General features: G+C 61.1%; 23 protein-coding genes and 4 pseudogenes. 21 read left to right on the forward strand and 6 right to left on the reverse strand.

Going from position 1 to position 24,626, the window contains the following annotated elements:
* The first annotated feature begins 52 nt into the window (after positions 1–52).
* Entirely contained in the window at positions 53–433 is a 381-nt protein-coding gene (locus tag J2J98_RS21450; protein ID WP_138394727.1) for a response regulator transcription factor, read from the forward strand.
* A 424-nt stretch (positions 434–857) separates the two neighbouring features.
* Here the strand turns inward: J2J98_RS21450 and J2J98_RS21455 are convergent.
* A pseudogene (locus J2J98_RS21455) lies at positions 858–2,236 on the reverse strand (TadA family conjugal transfer-associated ATPase).
* A gap of 406 nt (positions 2,237–2,642) precedes the next feature.
* Here J2J98_RS21455 and J2J98_RS21460 point away from each other — a divergent pair.
* The 12 genes from J2J98_RS21460 (at position 2,643) to J2J98_RS21515 (ending at position 13,793) form a co-directional block, all read left to right on the forward strand.
* On the forward strand, positions 2,643–2,846 hold the full coding sequence (locus J2J98_RS21460) for a hypothetical protein (protein WP_064708284.1): 204 nt from the start codon (positions 2,643–2,645) through the stop codon (positions 2,844–2,846).
* Between the two features lie 14 nt (positions 2,847–2,860).
* Positions 2,861–3,424, forward strand: coding sequence for a prepilin peptidase (locus J2J98_RS21465; RefSeq protein WP_064708285.1), 564 nt, complete (start codon positions 2,861–2,863; stop codon positions 3,422–3,424).
* 5 nt (positions 3,425–3,429) lie between these two features.
* The gene (locus tag J2J98_RS21470) at positions 3,430–4,227 is read left to right on the forward strand and encodes a TadE/TadG family type IV pilus assembly protein (RefSeq protein ID WP_207603406.1); all 798 of its coding nucleotides are present in this window, start codon (positions 3,430–3,432) and stop codon (positions 4,225–4,227) included.
* A complete protein-coding gene (locus J2J98_RS21475; protein ID WP_207603407.1) occupies positions 4,224–5,870 on the forward strand; it encodes a Tad domain-containing protein in 1,647 nt (548 codons plus the stop codon). The genes J2J98_RS21470 and J2J98_RS21475 overlap by 4 nt, the downstream gene beginning before the upstream one ends.
* Positions 5,842–6,522: a TadE/TadG family type IV pilus assembly protein gene (locus tag J2J98_RS21480; RefSeq protein WP_207603408.1), complete on the forward strand. Its 681-nt coding sequence runs from the start codon at positions 5,842–5,844 to the stop codon at positions 6,520–6,522. The genes J2J98_RS21475 and J2J98_RS21480 overlap by 29 nt, the downstream gene beginning before the upstream one ends.
* A gap of 1 nt (position 6,523) precedes the next feature.
* Positions 6,524–7,438, forward strand: a complete 915-nt coding sequence (locus tag J2J98_RS21485) for a hypothetical protein (protein WP_138394722.1) — start codon at positions 6,524–6,526, stop codon at positions 7,436–7,438.
* Positions 7,435–8,373: a Flp pilus assembly protein CpaB gene (cpaB, locus tag J2J98_RS21490; protein ID WP_064708290.1), complete on the forward strand. Its 939-nt coding sequence runs from the start codon at positions 7,435–7,437 to the stop codon at positions 8,371–8,373. Before J2J98_RS21485 ends, cpaB begins: the two co-directional genes overlap by 4 nt.
* Before the next feature lie 19 nt (positions 8,374–8,392).
* Entirely contained in the window at positions 8,393–10,291 is a 1,899-nt protein-coding gene (locus J2J98_RS21495) for a TadA family conjugal transfer-associated ATPase (protein ID WP_207603409.1), read from the forward strand.
* A 10-nt stretch (positions 10,292–10,301) separates the two neighbouring features.
* Positions 10,302–11,165 carry a type II secretion system F family protein gene (locus J2J98_RS21500; RefSeq protein WP_207603410.1) on the forward strand — a complete coding sequence of 288 codons (864 nt, stop codon included), beginning with the start codon at positions 10,302–10,304 and terminating at the stop codon, positions 11,163–11,165.
* Positions 11,162–12,067 (forward strand): type II secretion system F family protein, encoded by a 906-nt coding sequence (locus J2J98_RS21505; RefSeq protein ID WP_207603411.1) that lies wholly within the window; start codon positions 11,162–11,164, stop codon positions 12,065–12,067. Before J2J98_RS21500 ends, J2J98_RS21505 begins: the two co-directional genes overlap by 4 nt.
* A gap of 2 nt (positions 12,068–12,069) precedes the next feature.
* Positions 12,070–12,945 (forward strand): FHA domain-containing protein, encoded by an 876-nt coding sequence (locus tag J2J98_RS21510; protein WP_207603412.1) that lies wholly within the window; start codon positions 12,070–12,072, stop codon positions 12,943–12,945.
* A gap of 77 nt (positions 12,946–13,022) precedes the next feature.
* Positions 13,023–13,793, forward strand: a complete 771-nt coding sequence (locus J2J98_RS21515) for an SDR family NAD(P)-dependent oxidoreductase (RefSeq protein WP_207603504.1) — start codon at positions 13,023–13,025, stop codon at positions 13,791–13,793.
* A 20-nt stretch (positions 13,794–13,813) separates the two neighbouring features.
* On the opposite strand, the pseudogene J2J98_RS30420 reads toward J2J98_RS21515, so the two are convergent.
* Together J2J98_RS30420 and J2J98_RS21520 are read right to left on the reverse strand one after the other, a co-directional pair.
* Positions 13,814–13,933 (reverse strand): annotated as a pseudogene (locus tag J2J98_RS30420) (GNAT family N-acetyltransferase); the annotation flags it as partial.
* 85 nt (positions 13,934–14,018) lie between these two features.
* Positions 14,019–14,528, reverse strand: coding sequence for a DEAD/DEAH box helicase family protein (locus J2J98_RS21520; RefSeq protein WP_207603413.1), 510 nt, complete (start codon positions 14,526–14,528; stop codon positions 14,019–14,021).
* A gap of 566 nt (positions 14,529–15,094) precedes the next feature.
* Between J2J98_RS21520 and J2J98_RS21525 the strand changes: the two genes are divergently transcribed.
* Entirely contained in the window at positions 15,095–15,901 is an 807-nt protein-coding gene (locus tag J2J98_RS21525) for a class I SAM-dependent methyltransferase (RefSeq protein ID WP_207603414.1), read from the forward strand.
* Between the two features lie 461 nt (positions 15,902–16,362).
* Here the strand turns inward: J2J98_RS21525 and J2J98_RS21530 are convergent, their stop codons facing one another.
* Complete coding sequence (locus tag J2J98_RS21530) at positions 16,363–17,439, reverse strand: class I SAM-dependent methyltransferase (RefSeq protein WP_207603415.1); 1,077 nt, start codon at positions 17,437–17,439, stop codon at positions 16,363–16,365.
* Positions 17,440–17,630: 191 nt separating this feature from the next.
* Here J2J98_RS21530 and J2J98_RS21535 point away from each other — a divergent pair, with 191 nt between their 5' ends.
* Positions 17,631–18,683, forward strand: a complete 1,053-nt coding sequence (locus J2J98_RS21535) for a GlxA family transcriptional regulator (protein ID WP_207603505.1) — start codon at positions 17,631–17,633, stop codon at positions 18,681–18,683.
* On the opposite strand, the gene J2J98_RS21540 is transcribed toward J2J98_RS21535, so the two are convergent.
* Entirely contained in the window at positions 18,680–19,297 is a 618-nt protein-coding gene (locus J2J98_RS21540) for a TetR/AcrR family transcriptional regulator (protein ID WP_064708300.1), read from the reverse strand. The two genes, J2J98_RS21535 and J2J98_RS21540, sit on opposite strands and share 4 nt — an antisense overlap.
* Before the next feature lie 127 nt (positions 19,298–19,424).
* On the opposite strand from J2J98_RS21540, the pseudogene J2J98_RS21545 reads away from it, so the two are divergent.
* The 6 genes and pseudogenes from J2J98_RS21545 to J2J98_RS21565 all read left to right on the forward strand — a co-directional run bounded on the left by J2J98_RS21545 (position 19,425) and on the right by J2J98_RS21565 (position 23,755).
* Positions 19,425–20,890 (forward strand): annotated as a pseudogene (locus J2J98_RS21545) (MFS transporter).
* A 216-nt stretch (positions 20,891–21,106) separates the two neighbouring features.
* Positions 21,107–21,406, forward strand: coding sequence for an ArsR/SmtB family transcription factor (locus tag J2J98_RS21550; RefSeq protein ID WP_064712387.1), 300 nt, complete (start codon positions 21,107–21,109; stop codon positions 21,404–21,406).
* A gap of 2 nt (positions 21,407–21,408) precedes the next feature.
* Positions 21,409–21,804, forward strand: a complete 396-nt coding sequence (locus J2J98_RS21555; RefSeq protein WP_064712386.1) for a VOC family protein — start codon at positions 21,409–21,411, stop codon at positions 21,802–21,804.
* 2 nt (positions 21,805–21,806) lie between these two features.
* Positions 21,807–22,061 (forward strand): annotated as a pseudogene (locus J2J98_RS30425) (integrase); the annotation flags it as partial.
* 440 nt (positions 22,062–22,501) lie between these two features.
* Positions 22,502–23,110: a helix-turn-helix domain-containing protein gene (locus tag J2J98_RS21560; RefSeq protein ID WP_207603417.1), complete on the forward strand. Its 609-nt coding sequence runs from the start codon at positions 22,502–22,504 to the stop codon at positions 23,108–23,110.
* Between the two features lie 111 nt (positions 23,111–23,221).
* Complete coding sequence (locus tag J2J98_RS21565; RefSeq protein WP_207603418.1) at positions 23,222–23,755, forward strand: nuclear transport factor 2 family protein; 534 nt, start codon at positions 23,222–23,224, stop codon at positions 23,753–23,755.
* Positions 23,756–23,921: 166 nt separating this feature from the next.
* On the opposite strand, the gene J2J98_RS21570 is transcribed toward J2J98_RS21565, so the two are convergent.
* Positions 23,922–24,503 carry a helix-turn-helix domain-containing protein gene (locus tag J2J98_RS21570; RefSeq protein WP_207603419.1) on the reverse strand — a complete coding sequence of 194 codons (582 nt, stop codon included), beginning with the start codon at positions 24,501–24,503 and terminating at the stop codon, positions 23,922–23,924.
* Positions 24,504–24,626 lie beyond the last annotated feature (123 nt).

Here is a 24,626-nt window from a genome sequence, read left to right on the forward strand (position 1 = left end):
AAGCGGGCATGGGCGCATAAAGGCCGCATAGAACAACCAAAAGGCCGCTTCATTGCCCTTTGTCCCCACCATTGCCGTCGTTGACGATGACCAGGCCATCCGTGAAGCCATGGATGATCTTATCAAGAACTTCGGCTACAATAGCTGCCTATTCTCTTCTGCGGAGGAGTTTCTCGATTTCGAGCCGCGATCGGAGATCGATTGCATGCTCGTGGACGTCAAAATGCCCGGCCTAACCGGTACCGAGCTCCTGGCCGAGCTCAACCGCCAAGGAGATCGTCCCCCGATGATCTTCGTGACGTCTTACGATGATGAGCGAACGCGAAAAGCGGCGCTAAGCGGCGGTGCCTTCGCGTTCTTGCGAAAGCCGGTGGATGTCGGCGCTCTGATAGCGTGCCTGGAGGCCGTATTCGATGGAAGGCCATCAGTGTGAACGCAGACACGCTCCGTCGTCACGCTATCAACTGTAACTCCTTTTGGCCGATTATTTGATCGATATCTCGGCAAATGTGCTCCAGACAGGCAACTGCAGGCTTCGCTCCGTGCGACGCGGTGGCGCGAAGCAATTCCACATTGGACACACTGGCAAGCGGCGCAGTTGATGGGATAGGAACCAAAAACCCACATCTCGCTTTGCTAAGTGACCTTGCTCCCATTTTTTGGGCCAGCGTGAGCTGGAATTTCCGGGGTTGAAGCTCAAGTCGACTGTGGTGACGATGAGCCGTTCATGAGCGAAATCGGCACCTCTTTGCCGATCGCACCATGTGACCGGAACTCGTTACACTCTCTATGCCAATCCTCGACGGCACCAACGGCAGAAAGAGGCTGACGACGTCAACACATTGCGTTCAAGAAGCTTAATGCGAAGCCGTGACCGGCTTCATCCAGCTTGGAGGCTCTATCTGGCTGCTCCCCAACTCCTCAAAGGCTTCCGTGGCGAAGCTCGGCACGGCGCCAGTCCAGCGCAGATCTCCATCCGAATTGGAATGGCCGCCGCCGTCGAGTTTGTAGATGCTCTCGACGATATACTGACCGTCATTATTTAGGCCCTTGACCTCGGAAATTTCGATGACGCGTCTCCGCCCGGTGCGCTTGAAGCGGGCAATCTGGACAACGATATCGACCGCGGAGGCGATCTGTGAGCGCAGGGGCCGCAGCGGCATATCGATATCCGACATCAGCGCCAGGGTTTCCAAGCGGTGGAGTGCGTCGTAGGGCGTATTGGCATGCACGGTCGAGAGGCTGCCGCTGTGGCCCGATGTCATTGCCTGGATCATATCAAGCGCTTCACCACCACGGCATTCGCCCACGATGATGCGATCCGGCCGCATCCGCAACGAAGAGCGGAACAGCTCGCGAATGCTGGCGCCGCCGCGACCGAACCTGTCTGGCTTCGTGACTTCGAGGTAGACAACGTGCTCCTTGCGGATCTGCAGCTCCGACGTATCCTCGATGACGATAACACGCTCATGATCGGCAAAGGCTTCCGAAAGGGCGTTCAACATTGTCGTCTTGCCGGTGCCTGTGCCGCCGGAAATGATGACGTTCTTCTGCAGTCCGACAGCTGCCTGCAGCAGCGACAGCGACTCCTCCGTCAGGCTTCCCTGGGTGACGAGGTCGCGAATGCTGCGATGTTCTCGCAGAAACCGGCGGATGGAGATGCAGAGCCCGGTGCGGGCGGCCGGAGGCTGGATCATTTGGACTCGTGAACCGTCCGGCAGACGAGCTTCTACGCTGGGTTCCTCCGGCGTCAGCCGCTTTCCGGAAAACTGCGCGATACTGCGGGCAGCCGATTCCAGATCCTCGCGGCTGGCGAAGCGCGTATCCGCGCGCTCGAGCTTTCCTCGCCGCTCGACAAAGACGTCCGAGGTGCCGTTTATCAGGATTTCGGAAACGCTTGGATCCTCGAGAAGGAAACGGATGGGCGCTAAGAGCCTGTCCAGCGCCCGAGTCAGAACCTGGAAGGTGGCCTGTTCGGCAGCGTCGTTGGAAACAGCTTTCATCAGAGCGGCATCCCCACAAGAACGGAACTCATGCCGAACAGCGTCACCATCATCTGGACCGCCGTCGGAAAGAACAACATCAGTGGAATGAGGACCAATGCAAGTATCAAGACGCTGCTCATCGTTTCCATTGTTTTGTCTCCGGAACGAATGGAGGGCCATACCCAATATCAAGACCAGCTTAATGCAGATCGGCAAGCAACGCCATGGGCGCGGCTTGCCGAGCGGTCGATTTGACTGTGTTGTCTTTCTCTGTTCTATGCTCTTGAAATAATTGACCAATAATGGGCCAGGTGGCCATCACCGGTCCAATCCGCGTCGTTTCGCACTTTGGCAAAGAAAACCATAGTAAGTCAACGGGTTAGCCCGAAAGAACCGCCGTCAACTGTATTTCTGACGGCAATGCCTCCAAGACAATTGGAACCCTGCCTTCCGTTTGCTTGACGGAGGGCTGGCCTTGGGCGCACTCTTGGGTCTTAATGATGTTGCTCAACAAGCGTTGGCGACCGGGGAAGAAAAGCTGAAGCAGAAAACATCATTGGAACGAGCAACCTGCTGGTTCGGATCGATAGCGTATGCTTGCTTCTTCTTCACTAAGGTCTTCGATCCGAAACAAACGAAGGAACGAGGAATACGCAGATGTTTGGAAAACTCAAGACTCTCGCAATTGCACTTCACAAGGACGAACAGGGCGACATGGCCCAGATCGTCCTGGCCGTCGCCCTGATCGTCATCCCGCTGATGCTGCTCCTGCTCGCATTCGGCAAACAGATCGGTGAATGGTTCAACGAAAAGAACACGGCTCTCTCCGACGCCGAAAGAATTCCAGAGCCCGGTCAATAAGCGGGGTCGGTGTCATGGATATGACCTACGATCTCACTCAAATGCCAGCGGCGGCGGCTCTTGCCGTCGCCTGTGCCACGACCGCGGCGGTGTTCGATCACCGCCACGGTCAGATCCCGAACGCAGTCACCTACCCCTGCCTCCTCGGCGGGTTCATGCTGGCAGCGGTCGGCGGCGGCCTCGCTGGCATAGGCCTTGCTTTTGCCGGGCTCCTTGCCTCGGGCCTGATCTTCATCGTCGCCTTCGCAGCCGGAGGCTGCGGCGGCGGTGATGTCAAGCTGATGGCAGCGCTCGGCGCTGTTCTCGGCTTCTGGCCCGCCATCGACGTGACGCTCGCATCGCTGATGATTGGCGGCGCGATTGCCGTTTTTTCGATGGCGCGACGGGTTCAATGGGACGTGCTGGCGCGAACCGTCGGACTGTTCGCCCTGCTTCTGCCCGCCGGTTTCCGCGACGCCGCCTCCGTGCTGAAGCCGCGCGAAACACATCATACCGTCCGCTTCGGCGTCGCCGCCGCTTCCGGACTTCTCTGGTGCCTGTTCATGCCTGATTTCACCCCTCTTTCACTCGTGAGGTAACGGCAATGCGCGCGGAACTCGAACGCCCCTTCTTCGACGGTGCTTTCTGGAGTTCGATCCTGCACTCGCGGACCTTCTGGATCCCCGAGGATCACGGCGCGCTTCTCGGCACCTTTGCGATCGCCATGCTGTTGCTAGCCTCGATGCTGCTGCTGCCGCGGCTTTCCGCCCGCCGTCGCCGGATATCCGAGCTTCACGGCGATACCTCCGGCAGCACGACGATGATGGATTTCGTCCTGGTCACGCCGATTTTCGTTTTCTTCATGTTCGTGGTGTTCCAATTTACGATTCTTGCGAAGAACCACCTCTTCACCCATTATGCCGCCTATGCGGCGGCGCGCAGCGCCCGCGTCTATTTCTGCCCGGCACTGCCGATCACCATCCGAAGCATAATCGACCCCAGGACATGCGATGACGACGCTGCCCCGGGCAAGGCCGACCTTGCCGCTCGCCTGGCGCTGATCCCGGCCGCACCCTACGACCAGCTGAAATGTGTCGGCGCCTGCCAGCCGCCGGAAGAGGCGCTGAAGGCCCTTGCCGATGCTTCCGGCCTTTCGAAGAACTGGCGCGCGATGCGCAATCAGGCCCGTTACATGTTCGATCCGCAGAACGTCACTGTCACCGTCGATCGCGCGCCGATGGCGCTCTATGCCGCCATCAGCCGCTCTCCGCACGTGCCGGTTACCGCCAAGGTGGAAGCACGCTTCCTGCTGCTCGAATATGCCGGCTGGGTCTTTGCCCGCGGCCAGCGGAAGGACGGCCGCTACTACACGATCTCGACGGCGGAGGTGAACCTGCTATGACACCGTCCTTCATCAATCGCCTGCACAGCGATCAGCGCGGTTTCCTGTCGCCGATCATCCTCTACATGACGATCGCACTGGCGCTGATGATCGTCTGGATCCTGAACACCGGGCAGATGATCTACGACAAGCAGCGCACGCAGGATACCGCCGATGCCGCCGCACTCGTCCATGCCGACTGGGAGGCGCGCTATCTCAACATCATGGCGATGAACAACGTCGCCTCCTCGCAGGCAACCGTGGTCATGGCGACGTCGGTCGCCTACCAGCTGACGACCGCGGAACTGGCGCTGCGTTCGGCCGCCATTCTCGCAAAACTTGCCGAGTATTCCTTCACCGAAGGCTTCGGACCGGCTTCGCTTTTGCCGCCGCTTCCGCCGATGCCTCATTGCCCCGGCTGGCAAAAGGTTCCGATCGTCGGCGGCATCATTTACGGGGCTTGCCTCGCGTTCCAGGGATTCCGGGCGACCGAAGCCACCAAGGCGATTGCCTATACGGTGGCAGCGCAGGTCAAATATGATCCCTTGGGCCTGATCAACAAGTCGAGCGACATCATCGACGCGATGAACGATCTTAACGACTATCTGGTCGAGAGCTTTCCCGAGCGGGTCGGCAACGAGGCCCTGCATCTGGTGCGATTGAACAAGGCGGATCACGTCGTCTTCCATCCGCCGTGCGAGTCCTGCGGTCAGGCCGGGGAAGGTGCCGGCGGCAACCTGCCGGTCGACCGGGATGGTATCAGTCCCGTCACGGCCTATACCGAAATGTGCCTTGCCATGTCCTATGGCACCCAGGGACAGGATCCGTTCCTGATGCGCGGCGAGTTTGCCAATCGGGGTTTCCCGAACGGAAAAGGCCCGTTGACCGCAGGCGGTGTCGACGGCAGCCACATCCGTGACTGGGTCAACCACGAGAGCGGCATCGACGATCAGCTGGTGGAGTTCTACATCTTCTATGAAGCCTTCGGGCCGGCCTATCTGAGCAAGGTCCCGTTCAAGGCAATTGTCGAACAATATGCCGGCGATCTCGGCTTCTGGGAAGAACTGGCGCTCGATGTCAGCTTCTGGCTGGCGGACAAGGTCTTCGGCGTCGGCTTCGGCATCACCAACCCCTTCCAGCTGCCGATCGACGTGCCGCCGCGTTATTCCGACGCGCAGACGAAGGACGAGAACGATTTCACCCGCAAGTTCGACATGATCTGGAACCAGGTCTGTGGCCCGGCTGGCGGGGCGATTTCGGTGACGGGTGCCAATCTGCCTCTCGTCTCCTTTCCGAAGCCCTACTGGCTGAAGGGGCGCACGCCCTTCAACTTCACGCCTTTCATTCCAGGCGATCAGCTCACCGAATACCAGACACTGGCGATTGTCTCGCGCGCGCCGCGCGCCCGGCTCCAGATCCGCCTGTTCAAGGACAAGACACCGTCCGCCTATGCCTTTGCGCAGAGTTGGGTCCACAACTATACGGCTTTCGACCTCTACACGCAGGATTGGCTGACATCGCTCGCGCCCACCACGCTGGCCGATGATGCCGGCGCCGTTTCCAACACGATCAAGCAGAGTCCTGCCGCCGAGAGTTTCACGGGTCTGACGCGGGTCTTCGACCAGGGAGGGGCCAATGCCTGGGCTTCTGTCAACACGCACTGAGCAAGCCGGTGCGGCCCCGGCCGGCGGGCTGCTGATGCGCCTGCATCGTGATCGGCGCGGTCTGGCTTCGATTGAATTCGTACTCGCGGCACCGGTCATCCTGCTGATCGTGATCTTCGTCATACACGCCAACAAGATTTCCACCAAGAAGGTCGCAACCATGCTGGCCATGCGCAATGCCGCCTTCGCCGAGGCGACCGGCCTCAACTGCACTACGGATTTCTCGAATTCCTTTCCGATCCCGCCCTTGCCGGCGCTGCCCGGACGGGATGCCATGAACTGCTCGCGCACACCTTCGCATGAAGGCGGCGGCGACCCGCAACGCACCTTCGTCTGGGACGATGTGCAGAATACACTCAAGAGCGATGGTCGCGACTTCGGCGATATTGTTGGCGACCTCGCCAACGAGAAGCCGCAGCTCGTGACCGCGACGGCCGACCGCGTCTACAAGTTCAGGGATTCCGACGATCTTGATACGATCCGCAGCATCCGCTGGAAGGATGCATTCACGGTGGACGACTCGACGCTCTTTGCTTCCCACAACAACGATACCACGAGTCGCGGCTACGATCCGACACTGCGCCGGGAAATTCGAGATGTTGCCAGCGATTCCGGCGACCTGTTCGACGGCGTATTTCCGGGGGCAAAGTGACATGGGCCAGCGGTCGCGCATCTCGGTTCATCTGATCGGCGCAGCGCTGGTCATCGGGTTCGCCCTGGTGGTAGCCACACCGGGCCGCGCCGAAATCTACAAGGATATCCGGTTGACGCTGAATTCGATGCTGGCCGGCATCCTCGGAGCGCCGGAAAGGGCGCCGCGCGATCTCGTCATCAACGGCCAGCCGCTTGAATTTACGCCCTACCAGAGCGATCGCAGCATTTCCGACATCACCGACGAATGGCTGCGGGTGCTGGCCGCCAATACGCGGCCCGCCATGCCGAAAAGCAGCGACCGGGAGGAACTGACCGCCGTCATCGCCGCCAACATGCTGATCGTACCGAAGGTAAGCCGCATCCGCGACGATCTTGCCGTCGTCGTACGCTTCTTCGACGGCGACGGCGAGGCTGCGCTCGACTACCTCAGACGGCAGGATCCGAACCGTCCTTCGGCGACAGCGCCGATTCCGGGCGTATCGATCATGATCCGCCGGCCTGCCGATGCGCCGGTCACCGAGGTACTGATGAGCCGCTTCGACGATGTCGCCGCAACACTGCCGGCCTTCGCCGCGCCGGCCGAGGTCGGCAAGCTGCCGATGTCGCTGCGTCCTCCGGCCGGCGTTGAGGTGCTGAGCGATATCGGCGACCGCGACAAGGGCCATGTGTCGCGCACGGTCGTATCGAAGGGCACGCTCAGCGCCGCGCGCTGGTCCGATGCGCGCGCCGATCTTCTGGCCCGCGACGGTTTCACCATCGAAGCGCCGCCGGCGCAGCGCGGCGGCGTCACCGCGCTTTATGGCCGGCGCGGCAGTGTCGAAGCCAATGTTCTCTACACGAGCAGTAAAACCGACGGCAGGACCGTTGAGGTCATTCAAATCAGGCAACCCTTCGTCGAAGGAATAACACCATGAACTGGAAGCTCATTGCCGCTGTCATCGTCGGGCTTATTACCGGCGTTCTCCTCTACTTCTGGACCGAGAGCGTCAAGAACGAGCAGACGGCCTATGCCTTCCTGCGCCTCCAGCCCGACAAGAAGGTCACGAGAGGACAGGCGATCACGCCGGACATGCTCGCAGAACCGGTGATGCTACCGGAAAGCTTCGGGCCGCTTGCCAAGCTCGCCGTTCCTGCCGCCAGCGCCTATCAGGAATGGCTGAAGGACAGGACCGCCGCGGCTGATATTCCCGCCGGCTCTGTGCTGCTTTTCCAGTATTTCGACGATACCGACGGGGGGCGCCTGACGACGATGATCGCGCCTGGCAAACGGGCGCTCACCCTGCCCGTCAACGCCGCCGAGGCGGTCGGCCATTTTGTCGAGCCGGGCAGCTACGTCGATATTCTCGGGACGGTCGATGAACCGGTCGAGCCGGTGGCGCCGCCTGCCGCGACCCAGCCGGGAAGCCCCGGGCAACCACCGGCCGCACCCGGCCAGGCGCCCGCCGCGACGGCGCAGCCGGCGGGTCCGGCCCAACCGCCTTCGCCGATCGAACAGATGCTCAAGAACTATCTCACCCAATATCCGGGCGCCGACGAGAACGACATCAACGCCTATCGGAAGCAGGCGCAGGATTACAAGCTCGGCATCAGTTCGCGCACCCGCGTCGTCACCCGGACCTTCCTGCAGAACGTCAAGGTGCTCGCCGTCGGTGCGGCGACCACGCCGCAAGGCGCGGTCACCAAAGCCAATAGCAGCTATAATCACGTAACAGTCGAAGTGACGCCGTCGGAAGCCGAGATGCTGATCTTCGCGATGGGCCAGGCGAATGGTCGCCTCAACCTCGTGCTGCGCAATCCTGCGGACAACAGCGTCGAAGACCTGCCGAGCATCAACTGGACGCGCATGTGACCGTGTCGGGGAGTGAGCCATGCTGTTGAAGATTTCCTATGAGGACGGCAGCGGACGGGAGGTAATCCCGCTCTCGGCGAACGAGACCTATTTCGTCGGCGAAAGCAGCACGCTTTCGCTTCCCGCCGGCGTCGGCATCGTGCGCCTGCGCGGCAGCCACGTGTCCTCGCCGCAATTCGTGCTGCGCAAGTCCGGCCAGGGGTGGTCGGTCCAGCATCATGGGCGCAACCCGACACGGGTCGATGACCAGCCGCTCCGGGCCGGCACGCCGGTTGCGGTCTCGGCCGGCATGTCGATCTGGGTGCCGAATGTCACCATCGAACTTGTCGAGCCGGCAGCGGCGCCCGAGGCGGTCACGCAGTTTCCGGACCAGGAGCGGGTGCTGGCGCTGCAGATGGAAATACATGAGCGATTGCTAAAGGACACGCAATATGACCGGCTGGTCAAATCCTCCGATTTCGGCCGCGAGGAGACGCGCAGCCGCATCCGCGAGCGGCTCGACCTGTTCATCAAAGAGGCGCTCGACAGCGCGCCGCAGGATCTCGTCATCCTCGTCATCAAGAACGCCGTCTATCGCTGGCTGGCAAAACGCATCGCCCGCACCGGACGGCGCGACGGTGCCTCGCATGCGGCAATCCTCGCGCGCGAAGAGCAGGACAACCGCCGGCTCTTCGATGTCGGCAAGGCGCTGATCTCGGCGCTGCAATTGAAGCTGAACTTCGAATCCACCCGCGCCGATTTCGCCCAGCTCGACACGCGCTTCAGCGCCGCCTTCCAGGCCCGGCAAGCCCTCTTCAACGCCGGCGACCGCTACGAGATCGCCCATATGCACCTGCGCTCCAACATCGAGGAGCTGATGTATCGCTGGGGCACGATCTCGGAACTGATGGATCTCGACGTCATCTCCGAAATCATGGTGACGCGTTACGACGAGATCTATGTCGAAAAATTCGGCCTGCTTGAACGCTACCCCTTCGCCTTCGCCAACGAGCGGCAGCTGATGAAGGTGATCGAGCGCATTGCCGTCGATTCCAATCGCTCGATCAACGAGAGCGAGGCGATGGCGGACTTCCGCATGCCCGACGGCTCGCGCGTCAATGCCGTCATCCCGCCGCTCGCGGTCAAGGGCGCCTGCCTCACCATCCGCAAGTTCGGCGGCAAGTCGCGGCTCGACATCAGCAAGCTGGTCGCCGCAGGCGCGCTTAGCGAGCCGATGCGTGCCTTCCTCGAGGCGGCCGTGCGCGCCCGCAAGAACATCGTCGTCTCAGGCGGCACTGGCTCCGGCAAGACGACGCTCCTGAACAGCCTTTCGCAATTCATCCCGGTCGGCGAGCGCGTCGTCGCCGTCGAGGACACGTCCGAACTGCAGCTCGACGGCATTCATGTCGTCTACCTGCAATCGCGGCCGAAGACGGCGGAGAGCGAGACCAGCGTCACCATTCGCGATCTCGTGCGCAATGCGCTGCGCATGCGCCCCGACCGCATCATCGTCGGCGAGTGCCGTGGCGCCGAGGCAATCGACATGCTGCAGGCGATGAACACCGGCCATGCCGGCTCGATGACGACCGCGCATGCCAACACGCCGCAGGACATGATGACCCGCCTCGAGGTGATGGTGCTGCAGGGCCAGAGCTCGCTGCCCGTCATGGCGATCCGCCAGCAGATCGTCGCCGCCGTCGAGCTCGTCGTGCAGCTCAACCGCCTGGAAAGCGGCCGGCGCGCCGTCACCGAAATATCGGAGGTGATCGGCATCGATCCGGATACCGGCCTCGTCATCGTCGAGCCGATCTTCAATCTCGTCGGCCGCGCCGGCGGCCAGGCGGTGCATGCCTTCACCGGCTACCTGCCGAGCTTCGTAGCCGAGCTCGTCGAGTTCGGAGAAGACGGCGAGATCAAGAACCTCGATATGTTCGTTTGAGGGTGGAACCATGGACATCAGCATTCTGCAGATCCTGACGATCGCCCTCGGCGCGGTGACGGCGGGGCTTCTCGTCTGGGGAGCGCCGGTGCAATGGCCGGCACCGCTCCTGCGCGCCACCGAACGTGATATTGCGCTTGCCAGCGAAGCAGCCCAGGTGTTCGGGCGCGATGCCGTGCCGCCCTATACGATGATCCTTGCCTATGCGATCACCGCGGTCGTCATCTTCGCCGTGATCTCGCTGATTTTCGGACCGATTGTCGGCATCGTCGTTGCCATTCCCGTCGCCTTCTTCCTGCCCAAGGCGACGATCCGCTATTTCCTGCAGCGCCGCTGGCTACAGATCGAATCGCAGCTTCCCTATGCCGTCGACCAGATCGTCTCGGCGGTGCGCACCGGCAAGCCGCTCGCCGTCGCCGTCAATGCGGTCGCCGACACCGGTCAGATGCCGGCCTCGCGCGAATTCGAGCGCATCGCTCGTGAACAGAAGCTCGGCATCGGCCTGGTCGAGGCGCTTGACCGCCACGGCCGCAACGTGCCGAGCCTGCATTTCAAGATGGTCGATGCCGCGCTTGGCCTGTTTGCCCGCCAGGGCGGCGACATTTCCGAGCCGCTGACGGAAATGTCGAAATCCTTCAAGGAAATCTGGAAGCTCGACCAGAAGATCACGACCTCGTCGTCGCAGGCGCGGATGAACTTCCGCGTCGTCAATGGCGGCGCGCTGTTCATGATCCTGATGATCTTTTTCGGCCAGCCGGAGCTGATCGACAAGGTGTTCGGCAACGTCGTCGGCATCGTCATCGCGATCGTCGGCGCCATTCTCTATGCCACCGGCTTCTTCTGGATGCGCTCGATGATGAAGGTGTCGGTATGATGTCGGAAATCCCCCTCGCCCCGGTCGCCATCGTCCTTGCCGGCATAACGGCGGCGCTCATCGTCTGGTGGATCGGCGATCTGCTCGGCAGCATCCAGGTCGTGCGCCGCACGGCAGGCGGCGAAGGGCCGCCGCCGAATATCGTCGACAGCATCGGCATGCGCACGCCGGTCGAATTCGTGCTGAGGCATTTCGACCCGCTTCTTGCCGATTATGGCGCGCAGCTCGAACGCAAGCTGATCTATGGCGGCCGGCCCTTCGGGGGTGTGACGGGCCGCGAATATATCGCCCTTCTCGTCGTCCTGAGCCTTTTCGGCTTCATCGTGCTCGGCCTGCTGTTCGGCATTGCGAGCGGCAGCGTGATCGGCGGTGTGGTCGCCGGCCTGATCCTCGGCTTCATCCCCGCCATCTATTTCTGGGTCGTCGCCGACGACAAGATGCAGGACCGCAAGGAACGCATCTCGCGCGAATTTCCCTATTTTCTCGATCTCGTCGTCATGACGCAACAGGCACAGGCGACCCTGCCGGAAAGCCTGAGGCTTTATGCCGAGGCCGCGCCCGGCACTGTCATGAGCGAGGAGATCGAGCAGACGCTGAAGGACGTGGCGCTCGGCACCGGCATGATCGAGGCGCTGCAGCGCCTGGAGGCGCGGATGACCGCCGAGGAGGTGGTGCGCGTCATCCGCGCCGTCATTCAGGGCGAGGTCGAGGGCAGCAACCGCGTCGAGCTCTTGCGCGAACATGCGCGCGACCTGCGCTTCCGACGCTGGGAAAAGGCCGATAGGGCCAGCGAAAAGCTGAAAGCCAAGATCGTGATGCCGGCGATGATGATCGTCGTGTCGATCCTTCTTCTGGTGCTGGCGCCGGCAATCGTCGAGATGATGTCGAGTGGGATGTTCTGATCATGGTCTTTTCCTTCTTTCGCGGCAACAAGCCCAGCCTTTTGCAGACCGGCCCCGGCGGCCAGAGCCGCAGCCATGTGCTCGATCGGGCCGAAATGTCGATCGGCCGGGCAGCCAATGCCGATATCGTCGTCGACGATCCGTTCCTGGCGCCCATCCATGCGCGCATCGAAAAGCAGAGCGATGGCGGCTTCATCATCCGCCGCATGGGGCTGAACCCCATCATGCTGCGCGGCGAGGCGCTGCTGCAAACCGCCTCGCTCAAGGCCGGCGACAGCTTCCGCCTCGGCAAGGATGTCGAATTCCAGTTTGTGGAGAAGGCGCCGGCCAAGGAGGCACCGAAGAAGGAGACTGCCAAGGCAGGCGACGGCAGGCCGAAAAAGCCGCTCTTCAAGCAGCCCGCCTTCCTCGCCGGCATAGGTCTCGTCTACCTCGCCGTCGTCGGCATCGTCGCCTATGTGATCCTCTCGGGCGGCGGCAGCACGGAGAGCGGCCCGACGGCGGAGCGCATCAATGCCGAAGCCGCCCGCATCCCGACATGCATCAAGAATGCCAGGCGCATGCGCCAGGTTTCCGAACCGAGTTTCAACGGCGCCGTTGGCGGCCGAGTCGGCCGAGATGGCAATGTAACCTATGCCGCGCTTTCGCTGGCAACCGAACCTTCCGACGACGCGGCGCTGGCAAAGGCGGCCGAACCGATCGTCGAGGCCTACAAGCGCACGGCGCTCGCCGCTCTTGCCTCGGAGGATCGCGGCAACAACACGCTGGCACAGAGCCTCTATCAGCAGACCTACGATCTCGTTCCCGACGTCAACTGTTCGGCCGCGCGTTTTGCGCTGCAGCGGCGCGCCGCAACCAAGCCGCCGGCGCGGCGTTGATCGCGGGCCTACAGCAAAACTTCTGGCTTCGGCCCGCTGACACTGCGATAAATTGATTTCATCAAGGGAGGACCATGATGCAGAGGAACGCGCCGGACTTCAGCCTTGAGGGCAAGGTGACTTTGGTAACAGGTGCGAGCCGTGGGATCGGGCGGGCTTGCGCGCTTGCCTGTGCCGCCGCAGGCTCCGATATCGTCTTGGGGGTCCGCAATGTCGAAGCGTCGGCGGATCTGGTCGCCGAACTGGAGGGCGCCGGACGAAAAGTCCTCGCTGTTGAACTGGACATTCCTAACAAAGCTCATATCGCACGGGCTGTCGACGCAGCACTGACGACGTTTGGTCGGATTGACGTTCTCGTCAACAATGTCGGCGTGGCTCCAGGCAACCTTGCTGAACTTGTCGAGGAGGAGGACCTTGACGAGATCCTTGATGTCAACATCAAGGGCACCTTCCTGATGACGCAGGCGGTGGGGCGTCATATGATCAAGCGCAACGAGGGCCGGATCATCAGCATCAGCTCACAGGCCGGTACCGTGGCGCTGCGCGGCGAGGCAATCTATTGCATGAGCAAGGCGGCGATCAATCACCTCACCCGCTGCCTTGCAGCCGAATGGGCGCGCTATAATGTCACCGTCAACACCGTATCGCCGACCTTCATCCACACGGATGGCACGGCACCCTTTCTCTCCGATCCCGCCAATCGCCAGGCGACGCTCGATCACATTCCGCTTGGCCGGATCGGTGAAACCGATGATGTCGTGGGTGCCGTCGTCTTCCTGGCATCGCCGGCCGCCAGCCTGATCACCGGCGCCAACCTGCTGGTGGACGGTGGATGGTCCGTCGCCTGAGGCCGAGGCCACGGAATCTATCAAGCCTGCCGCAACGATAACACCAAGGTCATAGGTTTGCCGGGCGACGCGACGAACCCATCATGCTCGTAAAAGGCCCTGCCTTCGTCGGAGGTTGCGTGAATCAGAAGGCCGCGCAAGTTGCCGGTCGGCTACGAAAGTGGCAACGCCCAATAGTCCGGCGATAATCGGGTGCCTTCCTTCCGATCACAATGGCGCAAGGCTTCAGGTGAGTTTAGCGAGGATATCGTCGACGACACCTGCGACAGTATTTGCCGTGTCGATCGTGATTCCGGTAGGGAGATACTCCCGGGTACGATGGTAGCGGAGCACCAGTGCTCGCTCGGCGGGTTCGAAACCAGGCTCATTCGGCCTTCCATCTAGTCTTCGGTTCAACGTCGCAACGTCGATGTCGAGCACGAATACCTTGTCAAACAGGTCCACGAATTTGTGGAAATTTCGCGAGCCGCCACAGAAGAAGGTGGCAAGATGGGTGGTGTCGGCAGCAATGGACCGGACCTTGTCAACGGGCCAGATCCAGTGCGCATATCCCCAAACGACGCGGTCTGCGCCTTCGGGTGGTCCTGTGAGTGCCTGGCCTGTCTCGGGGTCGCCGACATAAGCCAGGACCCGATCACCATGGATGACGTGGTAGCCCCGCCGCTCCAGTTCGGTAGCAACAGACGTCTTTCCAGTGCCGGAGCCGCCTTCGATCAGATAGTTCCTGATGCCCATAGGCGTCCTTTATCATGTCTTCCAAGCGGGTGAGAAGCCACTCTACCTGCGACTGCTCAGCCAACCAGCCGAACAAGAGGTCAGCTGTCCGTCCGCTACGCTAGTGTAGCCACGTCCGGAACGCGCCTCCTTTGCAGTCATTCCGCACAGACGTTGTTCAGCGGTCCGCTGCTCCTGCCTGGCACCTGATCCACTTGGGTTGTCGTCCCAGGGGGTTCTGATCTGTAAGATTTTTGACGCACGCATTCCGATTTCCGGGGCATGCATGTTGGCCATCGGTGTAGGTGAGACGCGCATCGACAAACGGGCCGGGCTGAAGGATTGCAGTTGATGGGGAAGCGGGCTCCCACCGTGCGACCTGCGCGGATCACATTGGTCAAACCGACAAGCGGTACCTCGGAACACAGGTCGACGGGGAGGCCGGTGTGATTTCAGGGTTCCCACTATGTCATGTTGTCTTAAGAAGCGTTAATAAGGTTCCGCTGGATTGCCCGGTGTGACGGCGATGCGCGCGACCTGAATGGCCGTGTTACGGTCCATTCTTGATCCAGGGAGGATGGCGAGCCATGGAAACCGCAGAACTACGATATAATTGGGCTGACTCCGACGTCTACGAGACATTCATAGGGCGCTGGAGCGAACATCTGGCAAGCCCATTTCTCACCCGTGCGAATGTTGCTCCGGGCGGTCGTGTGCTCGATGTGGCATGTGGGACGGGTGTGTTGTCGAAAGCACTGGCCGAGGCGGGAGCGCATGTGATCGGCGTTGATGCATCGGAGGCATACCTGGAAGGAGTCCGCCGTCGACGATCCCACCCCAATATCGCATATGAACACGGTGATGCCCGGCAACTGCGGTTCGACGCCAACTCTTTCGATGCGGCAATTTCCACCCTCGCCCTGGACGTTATCCCGGAAATTGAACGGGTAGCTGCCGAGATGAAGCGCGTGACCCGTCCAGGCGGCGTGGTCGCGTCCGCCGTTACTCAGTTCTTTGGTGGCATGCCCGCCTTCGACCTCGTTATCAACACCGGCGCCGTACTTGAGACCGACTTCGCAAGCCTGAGATCCATGCGGGCGGGGCGCCAGCTCTTCTGGCCTGATGGTCAGGCGACGTTGTGGCGGAAGATCGGTCTCGTTGACGTGACCGAGATTCCCATTGTCGTGGATTGCGAGTATGCGTCCTTCGCGGATTATTGGGCTACCTTCACCGACGGCCCAGGCAGCACCACAAGCACATTGATGGCACTTTCAGACGACGCCCGCGGTTCGATCGAACAGCATGTTCGTGCCGGGTATCTGGTTGGCTTGCCCGATGGACCCCGGTCATTTCCTATGATGTTTCGTATGGTGCGTGGCTTGGTACCGGCCTGACACTGGAGAGCATAACTGGGGGCCGGCGCCGGCCCGGCGCAGGCCGCTCTAAGATATTATCCCGCGGGTTGATCATCAGCTATCGTTCTCTGCAGCCAAAAGCAGCTAGGCCGCTACAGGTTGCTGCTGGCTCAGCGGCTCCGGATACGGTACAACCGCTTCTTGCTGATTTTTATCCGGCTTCTCGGCGCAAATGGCTCCCGTTTGAACGAATTCACCGAGCCGCTTCGCGCCTTCATGTCCGTCATGAAGTCCGTTCTAGCAGTGTTGCGAAAGCCGACGATGCAGAGGGCTGGCAAGGTGACATGTTTGCCCCCAAAGCTGACCTCATTGAACCGGCGTCGTCTATGCCTTGTCACTCGGGCTACCTTCGTTGCGTGAGTGAAGGGGCTGCAATGCAGGCCCGTTGCGATATCAGTGCCTGCATTGATCGCGCCGGAGACCGGCACTGGTACACCGGATCAGAGGCGGGCCTCGAGGATCAGGTTGAAGGGGGTCTGCATCGCCCGGCGGAAGCGGGTGAAGCCTGCCTTGCGGAAGATGTCTTTCAGCCTTGCCTCGCCGGCCTGGGCGCCCAGCACCGTGTGGCCGCCGTCGGAGATCGCATGGGCGCAGCAGATCGTCGTCGACGCGGCGTAGTAGAGCCGAGCGACGGGCGAGATGTTATCCTCCACCCGATCGTTGGCGAATGGCTCGACCAGCATTACCGTGCCGTCCTTGGCAAGGGCCTTGGCCGCATGCGTGGCGGCTGCCACAGGATTGCCCATGTCGTGTAGGCAGTCGAAGAAGCAGATGAGGTCATAGCCCTTCCCCGGATAGTTTTCCGCCCGCGCGGTGAAGAAGGTTGCGCGGTCGGAGACGCCGGCCTCGCTCGCCACCTTGCGTGCCTCGAGCACCGACTGGTCGTGGGTGTCGAAGCCGTGGAACTTCGACGTCGGGAAGGCCTCAGCCATCAGCACTGTCGAATGGCCGTAGCCGCAGCCGACATCGGCCACCAGCACGCCGGCCTTCAGCTTCTCCACCACGCCGTCGAGCGCCGGCAGCCATTCTGGGACAAGGCTGGCGCGATAGGCGTTGCGGTAGAAGGACGCTACCCCGCAGAAGAGCCGACCGTCATGGTCACCCCAGGGGATGCCGGCGCCGGTGCGGAAGGCCTCGACCGCCTTGTTCTCGTCGGCCCACATGGAAGCCGGCGTCGCCCAGGCGTTGGGGATAAAGACGGGGCTGTCCTCGTTCGCCAGCACAAACGCCTGTTCCGGCGTCAGTTCGTAGGTACCGCTGACGGCATGGTAGGTGACGTAGCCGCCCGCTACCTGCGAGTTCAGCCATTCGCGCACATAGCGTTCGGCGCAGCGGGCGCGGGTCGCGATCTCGCGCGAGGTGAGCGGCCCGCGGCCGGCCATCTCCTTGTAGAGGCCGAGCCGGTGGCCGAGGCTGACCATGACGCCGCCATAGCCGGCGGAAAGGTCGCTGACGGCGCGACTTACGAGCGAGTCCAGCTTGGCGCTGTCGATACTCTTGGTTTGCAAGGTGTCCATGATGTTTCTCCTGGCTGAAAACCTCCGATCGAGGTGAGGGGAGGATCGCAGGCCGGGATGGCAAGCGGCAGAGCGGTGCCGGCCAAAATCGGTCCGTTCGTGCCACCGGATGATGTAGCGACGCTACATCCGGCGTGGCGCTTGACGGACGTCGAGTGTATCGTGTTCGGCAGTGGGGGCGAACGATGAACATGTCAGACGTGCAGAAGGACGGGGAGCCGCAACCGCTCCATGTCAGCCTGGTCGCGTTGCCGGAGGCGGCGGTCTCGACGCTGAGCGGCATCTTCGACGTCATGAACGCCTTTGCCATCGTGCCGGCGGGCGGAGGCGTTCGCAGGACGCCACCGTTCCACGTCGAAATCGTGGGAGAGCGGCAAGGGCCGCTGACGCTTGCAAGCCATGTGCCGATGATGGTGCAGCGGCCTGTCGCTGATATCGAGCGGACGGACATCGTCATCGTGCCATCGGTGGTGCTTGCCGCGGAGGGCTGGGTCAAGGGCCGCTATCCGGAGCTTGTCGCTTGGTGCCGGATGATGCACGAGAAGGGGGCACTGATCTGCTCCGCCTGTTCCGGCATATTTCTGCTTGCAGAGACCGGTGTCTTTGATGGTGCCGATGCCACCGTGCATTTCGGCTATGCTCCGGCTTTCCGGGCCGCCTATCCGCAGGTGCCGATCCATCCGGAACAGGTGCTGGTGGTTGCCGGCCAGCGCGATGAGCTTGTCACCTCCGGGGCGTCCATGACCTGGCATGACCTCGTCCTCTACCTGATCGCGCGCCACGCGGGGGCGACGGCGGCGCAGACCGTCGCCCGCTACTTCGCGCTGCAATGGCACCAGGACGGGCTTGCGCCCTACATGGTCTTTGAGGGGCGGCGCGACCACGGCGATCAGGCGATTCAGACCGCGCAGGACTGGCTTGCCGACCATTTTTCCGTCGCCAATCCTCTGGAGCAGATGGTCAAGCGGGCGGGCCTAACGGAACGGACCTTCAAGCGGCGATTCACCCAGGCAACCGGCATGAGCCCGATCGCCTATGTCCAGCGCTTGAGGATAGAGGAGGCCAAACGCCGCCTGGAGCGCACAGATGCCTCCGTTGACGAGGTTAGCTGGCAGGTGGGCTACGAGGAGCCTGCATTCTTTCGACGCTTGTTCAGGAGGGTCACCGGCTTGGCTCCGGGAAACTATCGCCGCCGCTTTCAGGTGCCGACTTATGCAAAGCCGCCTTCTCGTCTGCCCCGTTAAGCGGCCAAGCTCCGGCCGACTGTCGCAACGATGATCTCGTAGAGTTCGGCTTGCGCCTGTTCGACCGTGATCTCTCCCGTCGCAGCGGCATGGGATACGGCGTCGGCTGCGCCGAGAATTGCCCAAAAGGCAGACTGCGCGATGCCCTTCGATCCCGTGAACGGGGCCAGTGCTTTGCGGCATTTTCCGATGAACTCCACTTGATAGGCGCGCTTGACGGTCTCCAGTTCGCGAGAGCCGGCAAGCGCCGCCAACACGCCGGGCATCTCGCGGCCCTGGGCAAGCACGCATTCGACATAGGACGAAGCGATGACCCGTGCCGTTCCTTCCAGGGTCGGTTCGCTGGACTCAAGCGCGGCGTCGATCACCGCCGTCTGACGGGCGTCGAAATCCTGATAGAGCGCCGTCAGCAAGCCATTGCGCGTTCTGAAATGCTCATAGACTACCGGCTTGGTGACGCCTGCTTTATCCGCCATGCGCGGCAGGGTCAGTGCGTCGGTGCCTTCCTCGCGCGCGAGCCGCCACGCCACATCGAGGAGCTGGCGAAGCCGATCCTCTCGGCTCAAACGAACGCGCTTCGCGGCGGTTCGACTGTCATCTTGTGTGCTTGACATAGCTATATACCAAAAGTAACTTACTTAAAGTATATAGAAGCAACTCTTCAAACGCAACCATCCGCCGGCCCTGTTCCGGCGATCGTAGTGGCGCGCCTGCGCGCCGCAAGCAGAGGATCTGTGCCCGATGACCGATGTGACAGTACCAACTTCCATAAATCGAAAGGCATGGCTTGGCCTCATGGCCGTGCTGCCGCTTGTCCTGCTTGTCGCCATGGACGGCTCGATTCTCTACCTCGCCATGCCGCACATCACCTCCGCGCTCAGGCCAACGGCCGACCAGGCGCTATGGATTCTCGACATTTACGGGTTCGTCGTCGGTTCGCTGCTGATCGCCTTCGGCAATCTCGGCGACCGCTATGGACGGCTCAAGGTCATAATGATCGGAGCGGTGATCTTCGGCGTGGGATCGCTCGGCGCTGCTCTTTCGCAGTCGCCATTGATGCTGATAGCCGCTCGCGCCCTCATGGGGCTGGGCGGCGCGACATTGCTGCCGTCCGGGCTCGCGGTTGTCAGCGCGCTGTTTCCCGATCCGCGTATGCGCGCACAAGCGATCGGCATCTTCGCCGCGACGTTCGCGGCCGGATTTGCTATCGGCCCCCTGATCGGCGGCACGTTGCTTCGGCAGTTCGAGTGGGGCGTCGTCTTCCTTATCAACGTCCCCGTTTTGGTGGCCTTCCTCATCGTCGCGCCGCTTCTGCTGCGCGAGGTCCACTCGACGACTTACGGCCGGATCGACCCGGCGAGCCTTCTTCTGTCATGTGTGGGTATCCTGCTGTTCACCTGGTCGCTCAAAGCCGTCGCAGCAGAAGGCTTTACTGCGAAGCAGTCAGCGGGCGGGATCGTCGGTATCATTGCCCTCGCGCTGTTCCTAGGCCGACAGACCCGCATCGACTATCCGCTGCTCGATCTCAGCCTGTTCCGTGATCGCATCTTCTCCATTGCGATCATGACTGGGCTTTTGTCGCTCGTCGTCTGGTCCGCAGCCAGCTACCTGTCCGGCATCTATCTCCAAACGGTGCTCGGCTTCGACGTGTTCACGACCGCGCTGCTCACGCTGCCGGGGGCCATTGTGCTGACCGTCACATGCGTAGGGACTGCGCGGATCGTGGAACGGATCGGTCGCAAGGCTGCACTCGTGGCGACGCATCTGCTGATAAGTGCGGGCGTCTTCATTCTGCTGCTGACAAGCACCGAATCTGGCGTCTCGGCCTTCATCTCATCAACGATGATCGCCGGAATCGGCTACGGACTGTCGTTCAGCCTCGTTGCAGAGGTTGCGGTTTCAGCAGTTCCGGCAGAGCGAGCCGGCGCCGCCGGATCAATCGCTGAAACCAGCAACGAGTTAGGCAATGCGCTCGGCATCACCTTGCTTGGATCGCTTGCCGCCTTGAGCTTTCGCCTGCTCGGCCCCGGTGTGGCCGGAACCCTAAACGAAACGCTGGATCATGTGGGCATCGCCCCTGGAGTCGCGGCCCAGGCCAAGGAAGCATTTCTTACCGGCCTGCATATTGCAGCCGGCATTGGCGGCCTGCTGACGCTGATCGTCGGCGTGATCGCGTGGCTTTGGCTGCCAGAAAGCTGCCGGAATAGCGATGCGCCAGCACTGTCGCGGAAATCCTGAGAGTGGCGACTGCAACCGTGCCGTTGTCTTGTGGCAGGCCCTTTATCGCAACACCCGCACACGAAACTCAGGCTCATGCGGCGGATTGTTGCGTCCGGTTTCGTCCGACCTCCTAGTGGGGCGCAAGAGCGGGCTCGCACGCGGTGGACTTGACATGCAGTAATATTACTGCATGTTGTCGATCCATGAACGACGAAGAGATCGATATTGTCTTCAAAGCGATTGCCCATCCAGAAAGGCGCCATATCCTTGCCTCCTTGTACAAAAGGTCTGGGCAGTCGCTTTTTGAGATTTGCGCGTCCTCACTCGCCGAAGCTGGGCAGCCGCTTTCGCGACAAACGATCTCTCAACACTTGGACATGCTCGAGCGCGCCGGATTGATAGAGGTCACCTGGATGGGCCGCACCAAGACACACTCAGCAAATCTCAGCCCCCTTCGCGAAGCTGTCAAAGCTGCGCTTGGAGCCTACCTCGAGGAGAAATAGAAATGCGTATCTGGATTACCAGCGTGCTTGTCGATGATCAGGAAAAAGCTCTGGAGTTCTATACAAGGATCGGCTTCCAGTTGAAGCATGACGTTCCCACCGGAGCGCACCGCTGGCTAACGCTCGTGTCAAAGGAGCAGCCGGAAGGAACAGAGTTGCTCCTGGAGCCTGGCGAACATCCTGCCGTCAAGCCGTACAAGGACGCGCTGGTTGCCGACGGTATACCCGCTGCCTCGTTCCAGGTCAGCGATCTCAACGCCGAATATGCGAGGCTCAAGGGGCTTGGTGTCATGTTCACCACTGAACCAATGGATGCAGGCACGGTGCGTATGGCTGTGTTCGACGATACATGCGGTAACCTGATCCAGCTGATAGAGATGAAGGCCCCTCAGCAGTGACCGGCGGCACCATCGATGACTTCGCCTTTCCCAGCAGGTCGATCATGCAGTCATCGTAGCACCCGCCATGGGCTACGCCGAGAACACTACGGCACGCACTCGCTCCGACGCACAAAGGCAGCGATGATCTACAAAGCAACTGGCAGCTTCAGTGCCATCCAGATCCTGCTCGGATGCACCAAGATCAAGAACACGGTCAGGCAATCCAGGCGTGGATGTCGAGGAACGCGCTGGAACTGGCGGAGCATACAGATTTGGAGAATGTGTGGCCCTGGGGCCATGCGTCTCAAAAGGAGCGGCAATGCGCCCCGATTCCGGTTGCCCACACCACCGGCTTGAGCCCCCTCAGGCTCTGTTTCGCGACCGGCCACGTTCCGAAAAGCGGCAGTTGCCGTCGTCGAAGTGCTGCACTAGAAATCTCCTAGACGTTCAAGTCTCGCGAGGGAGCCCGTTGGCACAGCATGGGAGAAATCTTCAAAGACTGGAGCTTTCGGGCTTCACTTTGTACTTGTCCCGTGCGCAGGCCTTCGGCGGCGCCCGTTATCACACTGCCTCCGACTGGCATCAGGCATCAGTGACACGAACCGGCGCCTCACATTATAGTGCCTCCCGAACAGATGGAGGCCCCCTTATCGAAAGACCCGACCGGCCAGGTTCCGTGTCACTAACCCCCGCCGGTCGTGAGCGAGCCGGTGTGATGGAAGGCGGCAGCCTCTCTTTCATCAGGCTTGAATTCTCGGATGATTTCCTGATGGACGCCTGCCAGATGGATGGATCACGGCAAAGCATGATCCCGATCTATAATGATCGGTCGGAGAAGTTCCGGGTTTTGATCGAGCGGATGACCGAACTTTCGGAAATCGCGGAACGCCCACCGGTCATCGTCATGGAACAACTCGCCATCGCCGCTGTCCGGAACCTTGCCCGCGAGGCTCGTCTTGAATTCGGTCGTCACGACGATGCCTGGATGCATCCGGCAGCTTTGCAGCGCGTTGTCGATCGGATTGAGGCAGAGATGCATGAGGACCTGTCGCTTGCTCTCCTCGCACAGGATGCACGCCTGAGCATCAGCGCATTCGTCCGTGCATTTCGAGGCAGTACGGGAGTGTCTCCAGGTGAATACCTAATCCGCAGGCGCATCTACCGAGCCTCGAAGCTTTTGGCAGGTGGCTCTATAGCCATCAAGGAAATAGCTAGGATGTGCGGCTTTGCCACCCATGCGCACCTGACGAATGTCTTCCGAAGCCGGATGGGCGAGCCTCCCGCATCACATCGTCGCCTGTCGCGCTCTATGAGCAGAACGTAACTGCCAAGCTGTGTGATTTGCGTAATCTGCGCGGATCACGCCGTGCCGCGTTGCAGGTGCCGTCGTTTTCCTCCTGATAATGCACAACCTCAATCAGGAAGGATCGGTTCCATGAAATTCGGTACAAGCCTAGCACTCGCAGCGGCCCTTTTTTCCAACATTGCGGTAGCGCAGGATGAAAGTTCTCGCCGGACACTTCCTCCTATGCCTGAAATTGCCGCACCCGTAGTCGCCGAAGGAATGGACGCGAACACGAAGCGGGTCGCCGACCATGCCTGGTCGCTCTTTGTTCGGGCATGGGGCACTGGTGAATGGGAGCCATTTCTTGCCCTCACAACCGATGATTTTCAGTTTCACTTTCCACAAGGAGATTTTGCTGGTCTCCATGAAGGACCGGATGGCAAGAAGCAACTGATGGCGTGGGCACGTTATCACCAACAGGCAGGCAACCGAATTCGAAGCGTGCTGGAACGAGCAACCTATGGCGGCGATACAGCCGTCTTTGAATCTGCCGCAGAAAGCATACCGGCAGGTTTCTATCGAAATTACGAGGTCATCATCTTCAAGGTGCGCGGCGATCGCATCAGCGCGCTGCGCGAATACTGGAATGTGTTGGAACCCGGTGCCGATGAGACGGGCAACTGACGCGGCGGTCGCATTCGGCCGCAGAAATCGTACTGGATCAGGTGAGGCTCCGGCTTTCCGCTTTCCGCCCTCACAACTTCAAACGTTTTTGCAGGATTCGGCCGTTGAATTGCTTCGTGTGCGCAATAGTGCTCGTTCGTGATAGGTCTACCGGTCTCGATGACCTCTATGAAGTCACAACAATCGCGCTCGAGGCCTCCTCGCCTCCTCGGCGATAACTGTGCGGAAAGCTGGAATCGAAATATACAGCGTCCCCCGTATCCAGCGCGGCCTCCTTGCCGTCCACGTTGATTATAAGCCGACCGGTGAGCACGTAGATGAATTCAGCACTGCCATGTTGATGCGGCTGCGAGGGCGGCGAACCGACCGGGAACTCGGCGTAGAATGCCTCCATGCGGCGATCAGAAACGGGATAGTCCAGGCTTTCGAATAGAAAGGCCGGGTGCTTCTCGCCTGGCGGGCTAGGAAGTTTGAGACGCTGCTGCTTTCGCACGATCGCGATCAGCGGCTCCTCCTTGTCCGCATTGAAAAAATGATCCAGGCCGACGCCGAAAACCATGGCGATCCGAAGCAGCGTGGGCAGTGTTGGAAACATCTGCCCGCGCTCAATCTTCGAGAGCATCGCAGGCGACAGCCCCGTATGCTCCGCCAGCTGCACCAGCCCCAGCTTTTTTCGCAGGCGCAGGGCCTTGATACGGGGTCCGATCGCATAGCGCTGCAGCTCGTTAGTCAGCGTATCGGAGAGCACGTCGCAAACTCCTTTTCCTTTCGAGAAACTAACACCAGCAAGGTTCTCTTCACAAGAGAATTCGCTTTATTTTCACGAAAATTTGAGTGGTATGAAAAAAGATTTGCTCCACATGAAAGTGCG

The sequence above is a fragment of the Rhizobium bangladeshense genome, assembly GCF_017357245.1.
In the GTDB taxonomy this organism is placed as follows: domain Bacteria; phylum Pseudomonadota; class Alphaproteobacteria; order Rhizobiales; family Rhizobiaceae; genus Rhizobium; species Rhizobium bangladeshense.

What these genes read in the sequence shown, in the direction of transcription:
- J2J98_RS21535 (WP_207603505.1), top strand. Translation starts at nt 17,631, where the DNA reads ATGTCAGACGTGCAGAAGGACGGGGAGCCGCAACCGCTCCATGTCAGC.
- J2J98_RS21565 (WP_207603418.1), top strand. Translation starts at nt 23,222, where the DNA reads ATGAAATTCGGTACAAGCCTAGCACTCGCAGCGGCCCTTTTTTCCAAC.
- J2J98_RS21500 (WP_207603410.1), top strand. Translation starts at nt 10,302, where the DNA reads ATGGACATCAGCATTCTGCAGATCCTGACGATCGCCCTCGGCGCGGTG.
- J2J98_RS21550 (WP_064712387.1), top strand. Translation starts at nt 21,107, where the DNA reads ATGAACGACGAAGAGATCGATATTGTCTTCAAAGCGATTGCCCATCCA.
- J2J98_RS21530 (WP_207603415.1), bottom strand. Translation starts at nt 17,439, where the DNA reads ATGGACACCTTGCAAACCAAGAGTATCGACAGCGCCAAGCTGGACTCG.
- J2J98_RS21540 (WP_064708300.1), bottom strand. Translation starts at nt 19,297, where the DNA reads ATGTCAAGCACACAAGATGACAGTCGAACCGCCGCGAAGCGCGTTCGT.
- J2J98_RS21480 (WP_207603408.1), top strand. Translation starts at nt 5,842, where the DNA reads ATGCCTGGGCTTCTGTCAACACGCACTGAGCAAGCCGGTGCGGCCCCG.
- J2J98_RS21505 (WP_207603411.1), top strand. Translation starts at nt 11,162, where the DNA reads ATGATGTCGGAAATCCCCCTCGCCCCGGTCGCCATCGTCCTTGCCGGC.
- J2J98_RS21460 (WP_064708284.1), top strand. Translation starts at nt 2,643, where the DNA reads ATGTTTGGAAAACTCAAGACTCTCGCAATTGCACTTCACAAGGACGAA.
- J2J98_RS21560 (WP_207603417.1), top strand. Translation starts at nt 22,502, where the DNA reads ATGGAAGGCGGCAGCCTCTCTTTCATCAGGCTTGAATTCTCGGATGAT.
- J2J98_RS21485 (WP_138394722.1), top strand. Translation starts at nt 6,524, where the DNA reads ATGGGCCAGCGGTCGCGCATCTCGGTTCATCTGATCGGCGCAGCGCTG.
- J2J98_RS21510 (WP_207603412.1), top strand. Translation starts at nt 12,070, where the DNA reads ATGGTCTTTTCCTTCTTTCGCGGCAACAAGCCCAGCCTTTTGCAGACC.
- J2J98_RS21470 (WP_207603406.1), top strand. Translation starts at nt 3,430, where the DNA reads ATGCGCGCGGAACTCGAACGCCCCTTCTTCGACGGTGCTTTCTGGAGT.
- J2J98_RS21465 (WP_064708285.1), top strand. Translation starts at nt 2,861, where the DNA reads ATGGATATGACCTACGATCTCACTCAAATGCCAGCGGCGGCGGCTCTT.
- J2J98_RS21520 (WP_207603413.1), bottom strand. Translation starts at nt 14,528, where the DNA reads ATGGGCATCAGGAACTATCTGATCGAAGGCGGCTCCGGCACTGGAAAG.
- J2J98_RS21475 (WP_207603407.1), top strand. Translation starts at nt 4,224, where the DNA reads ATGACACCGTCCTTCATCAATCGCCTGCACAGCGATCAGCGCGGTTTC.
- J2J98_RS21515 (WP_207603504.1), top strand. Translation starts at nt 13,023, where the DNA reads ATGCAGAGGAACGCGCCGGACTTCAGCCTTGAGGGCAAGGTGACTTTG.
- J2J98_RS21555 (WP_064712386.1), top strand. Translation starts at nt 21,409, where the DNA reads ATGCGTATCTGGATTACCAGCGTGCTTGTCGATGATCAGGAAAAAGCT.
- J2J98_RS21525 (WP_207603414.1), top strand. Translation starts at nt 15,095, where the DNA reads ATGGAAACCGCAGAACTACGATATAATTGGGCTGACTCCGACGTCTAC.
- J2J98_RS21495 (WP_207603409.1), top strand. Translation starts at nt 8,393, where the DNA reads ATGCTGTTGAAGATTTCCTATGAGGACGGCAGCGGACGGGAGGTAATC.
- cpaB (WP_064708290.1), top strand. Translation starts at nt 7,435, where the DNA reads ATGAACTGGAAGCTCATTGCCGCTGTCATCGTCGGGCTTATTACCGGC.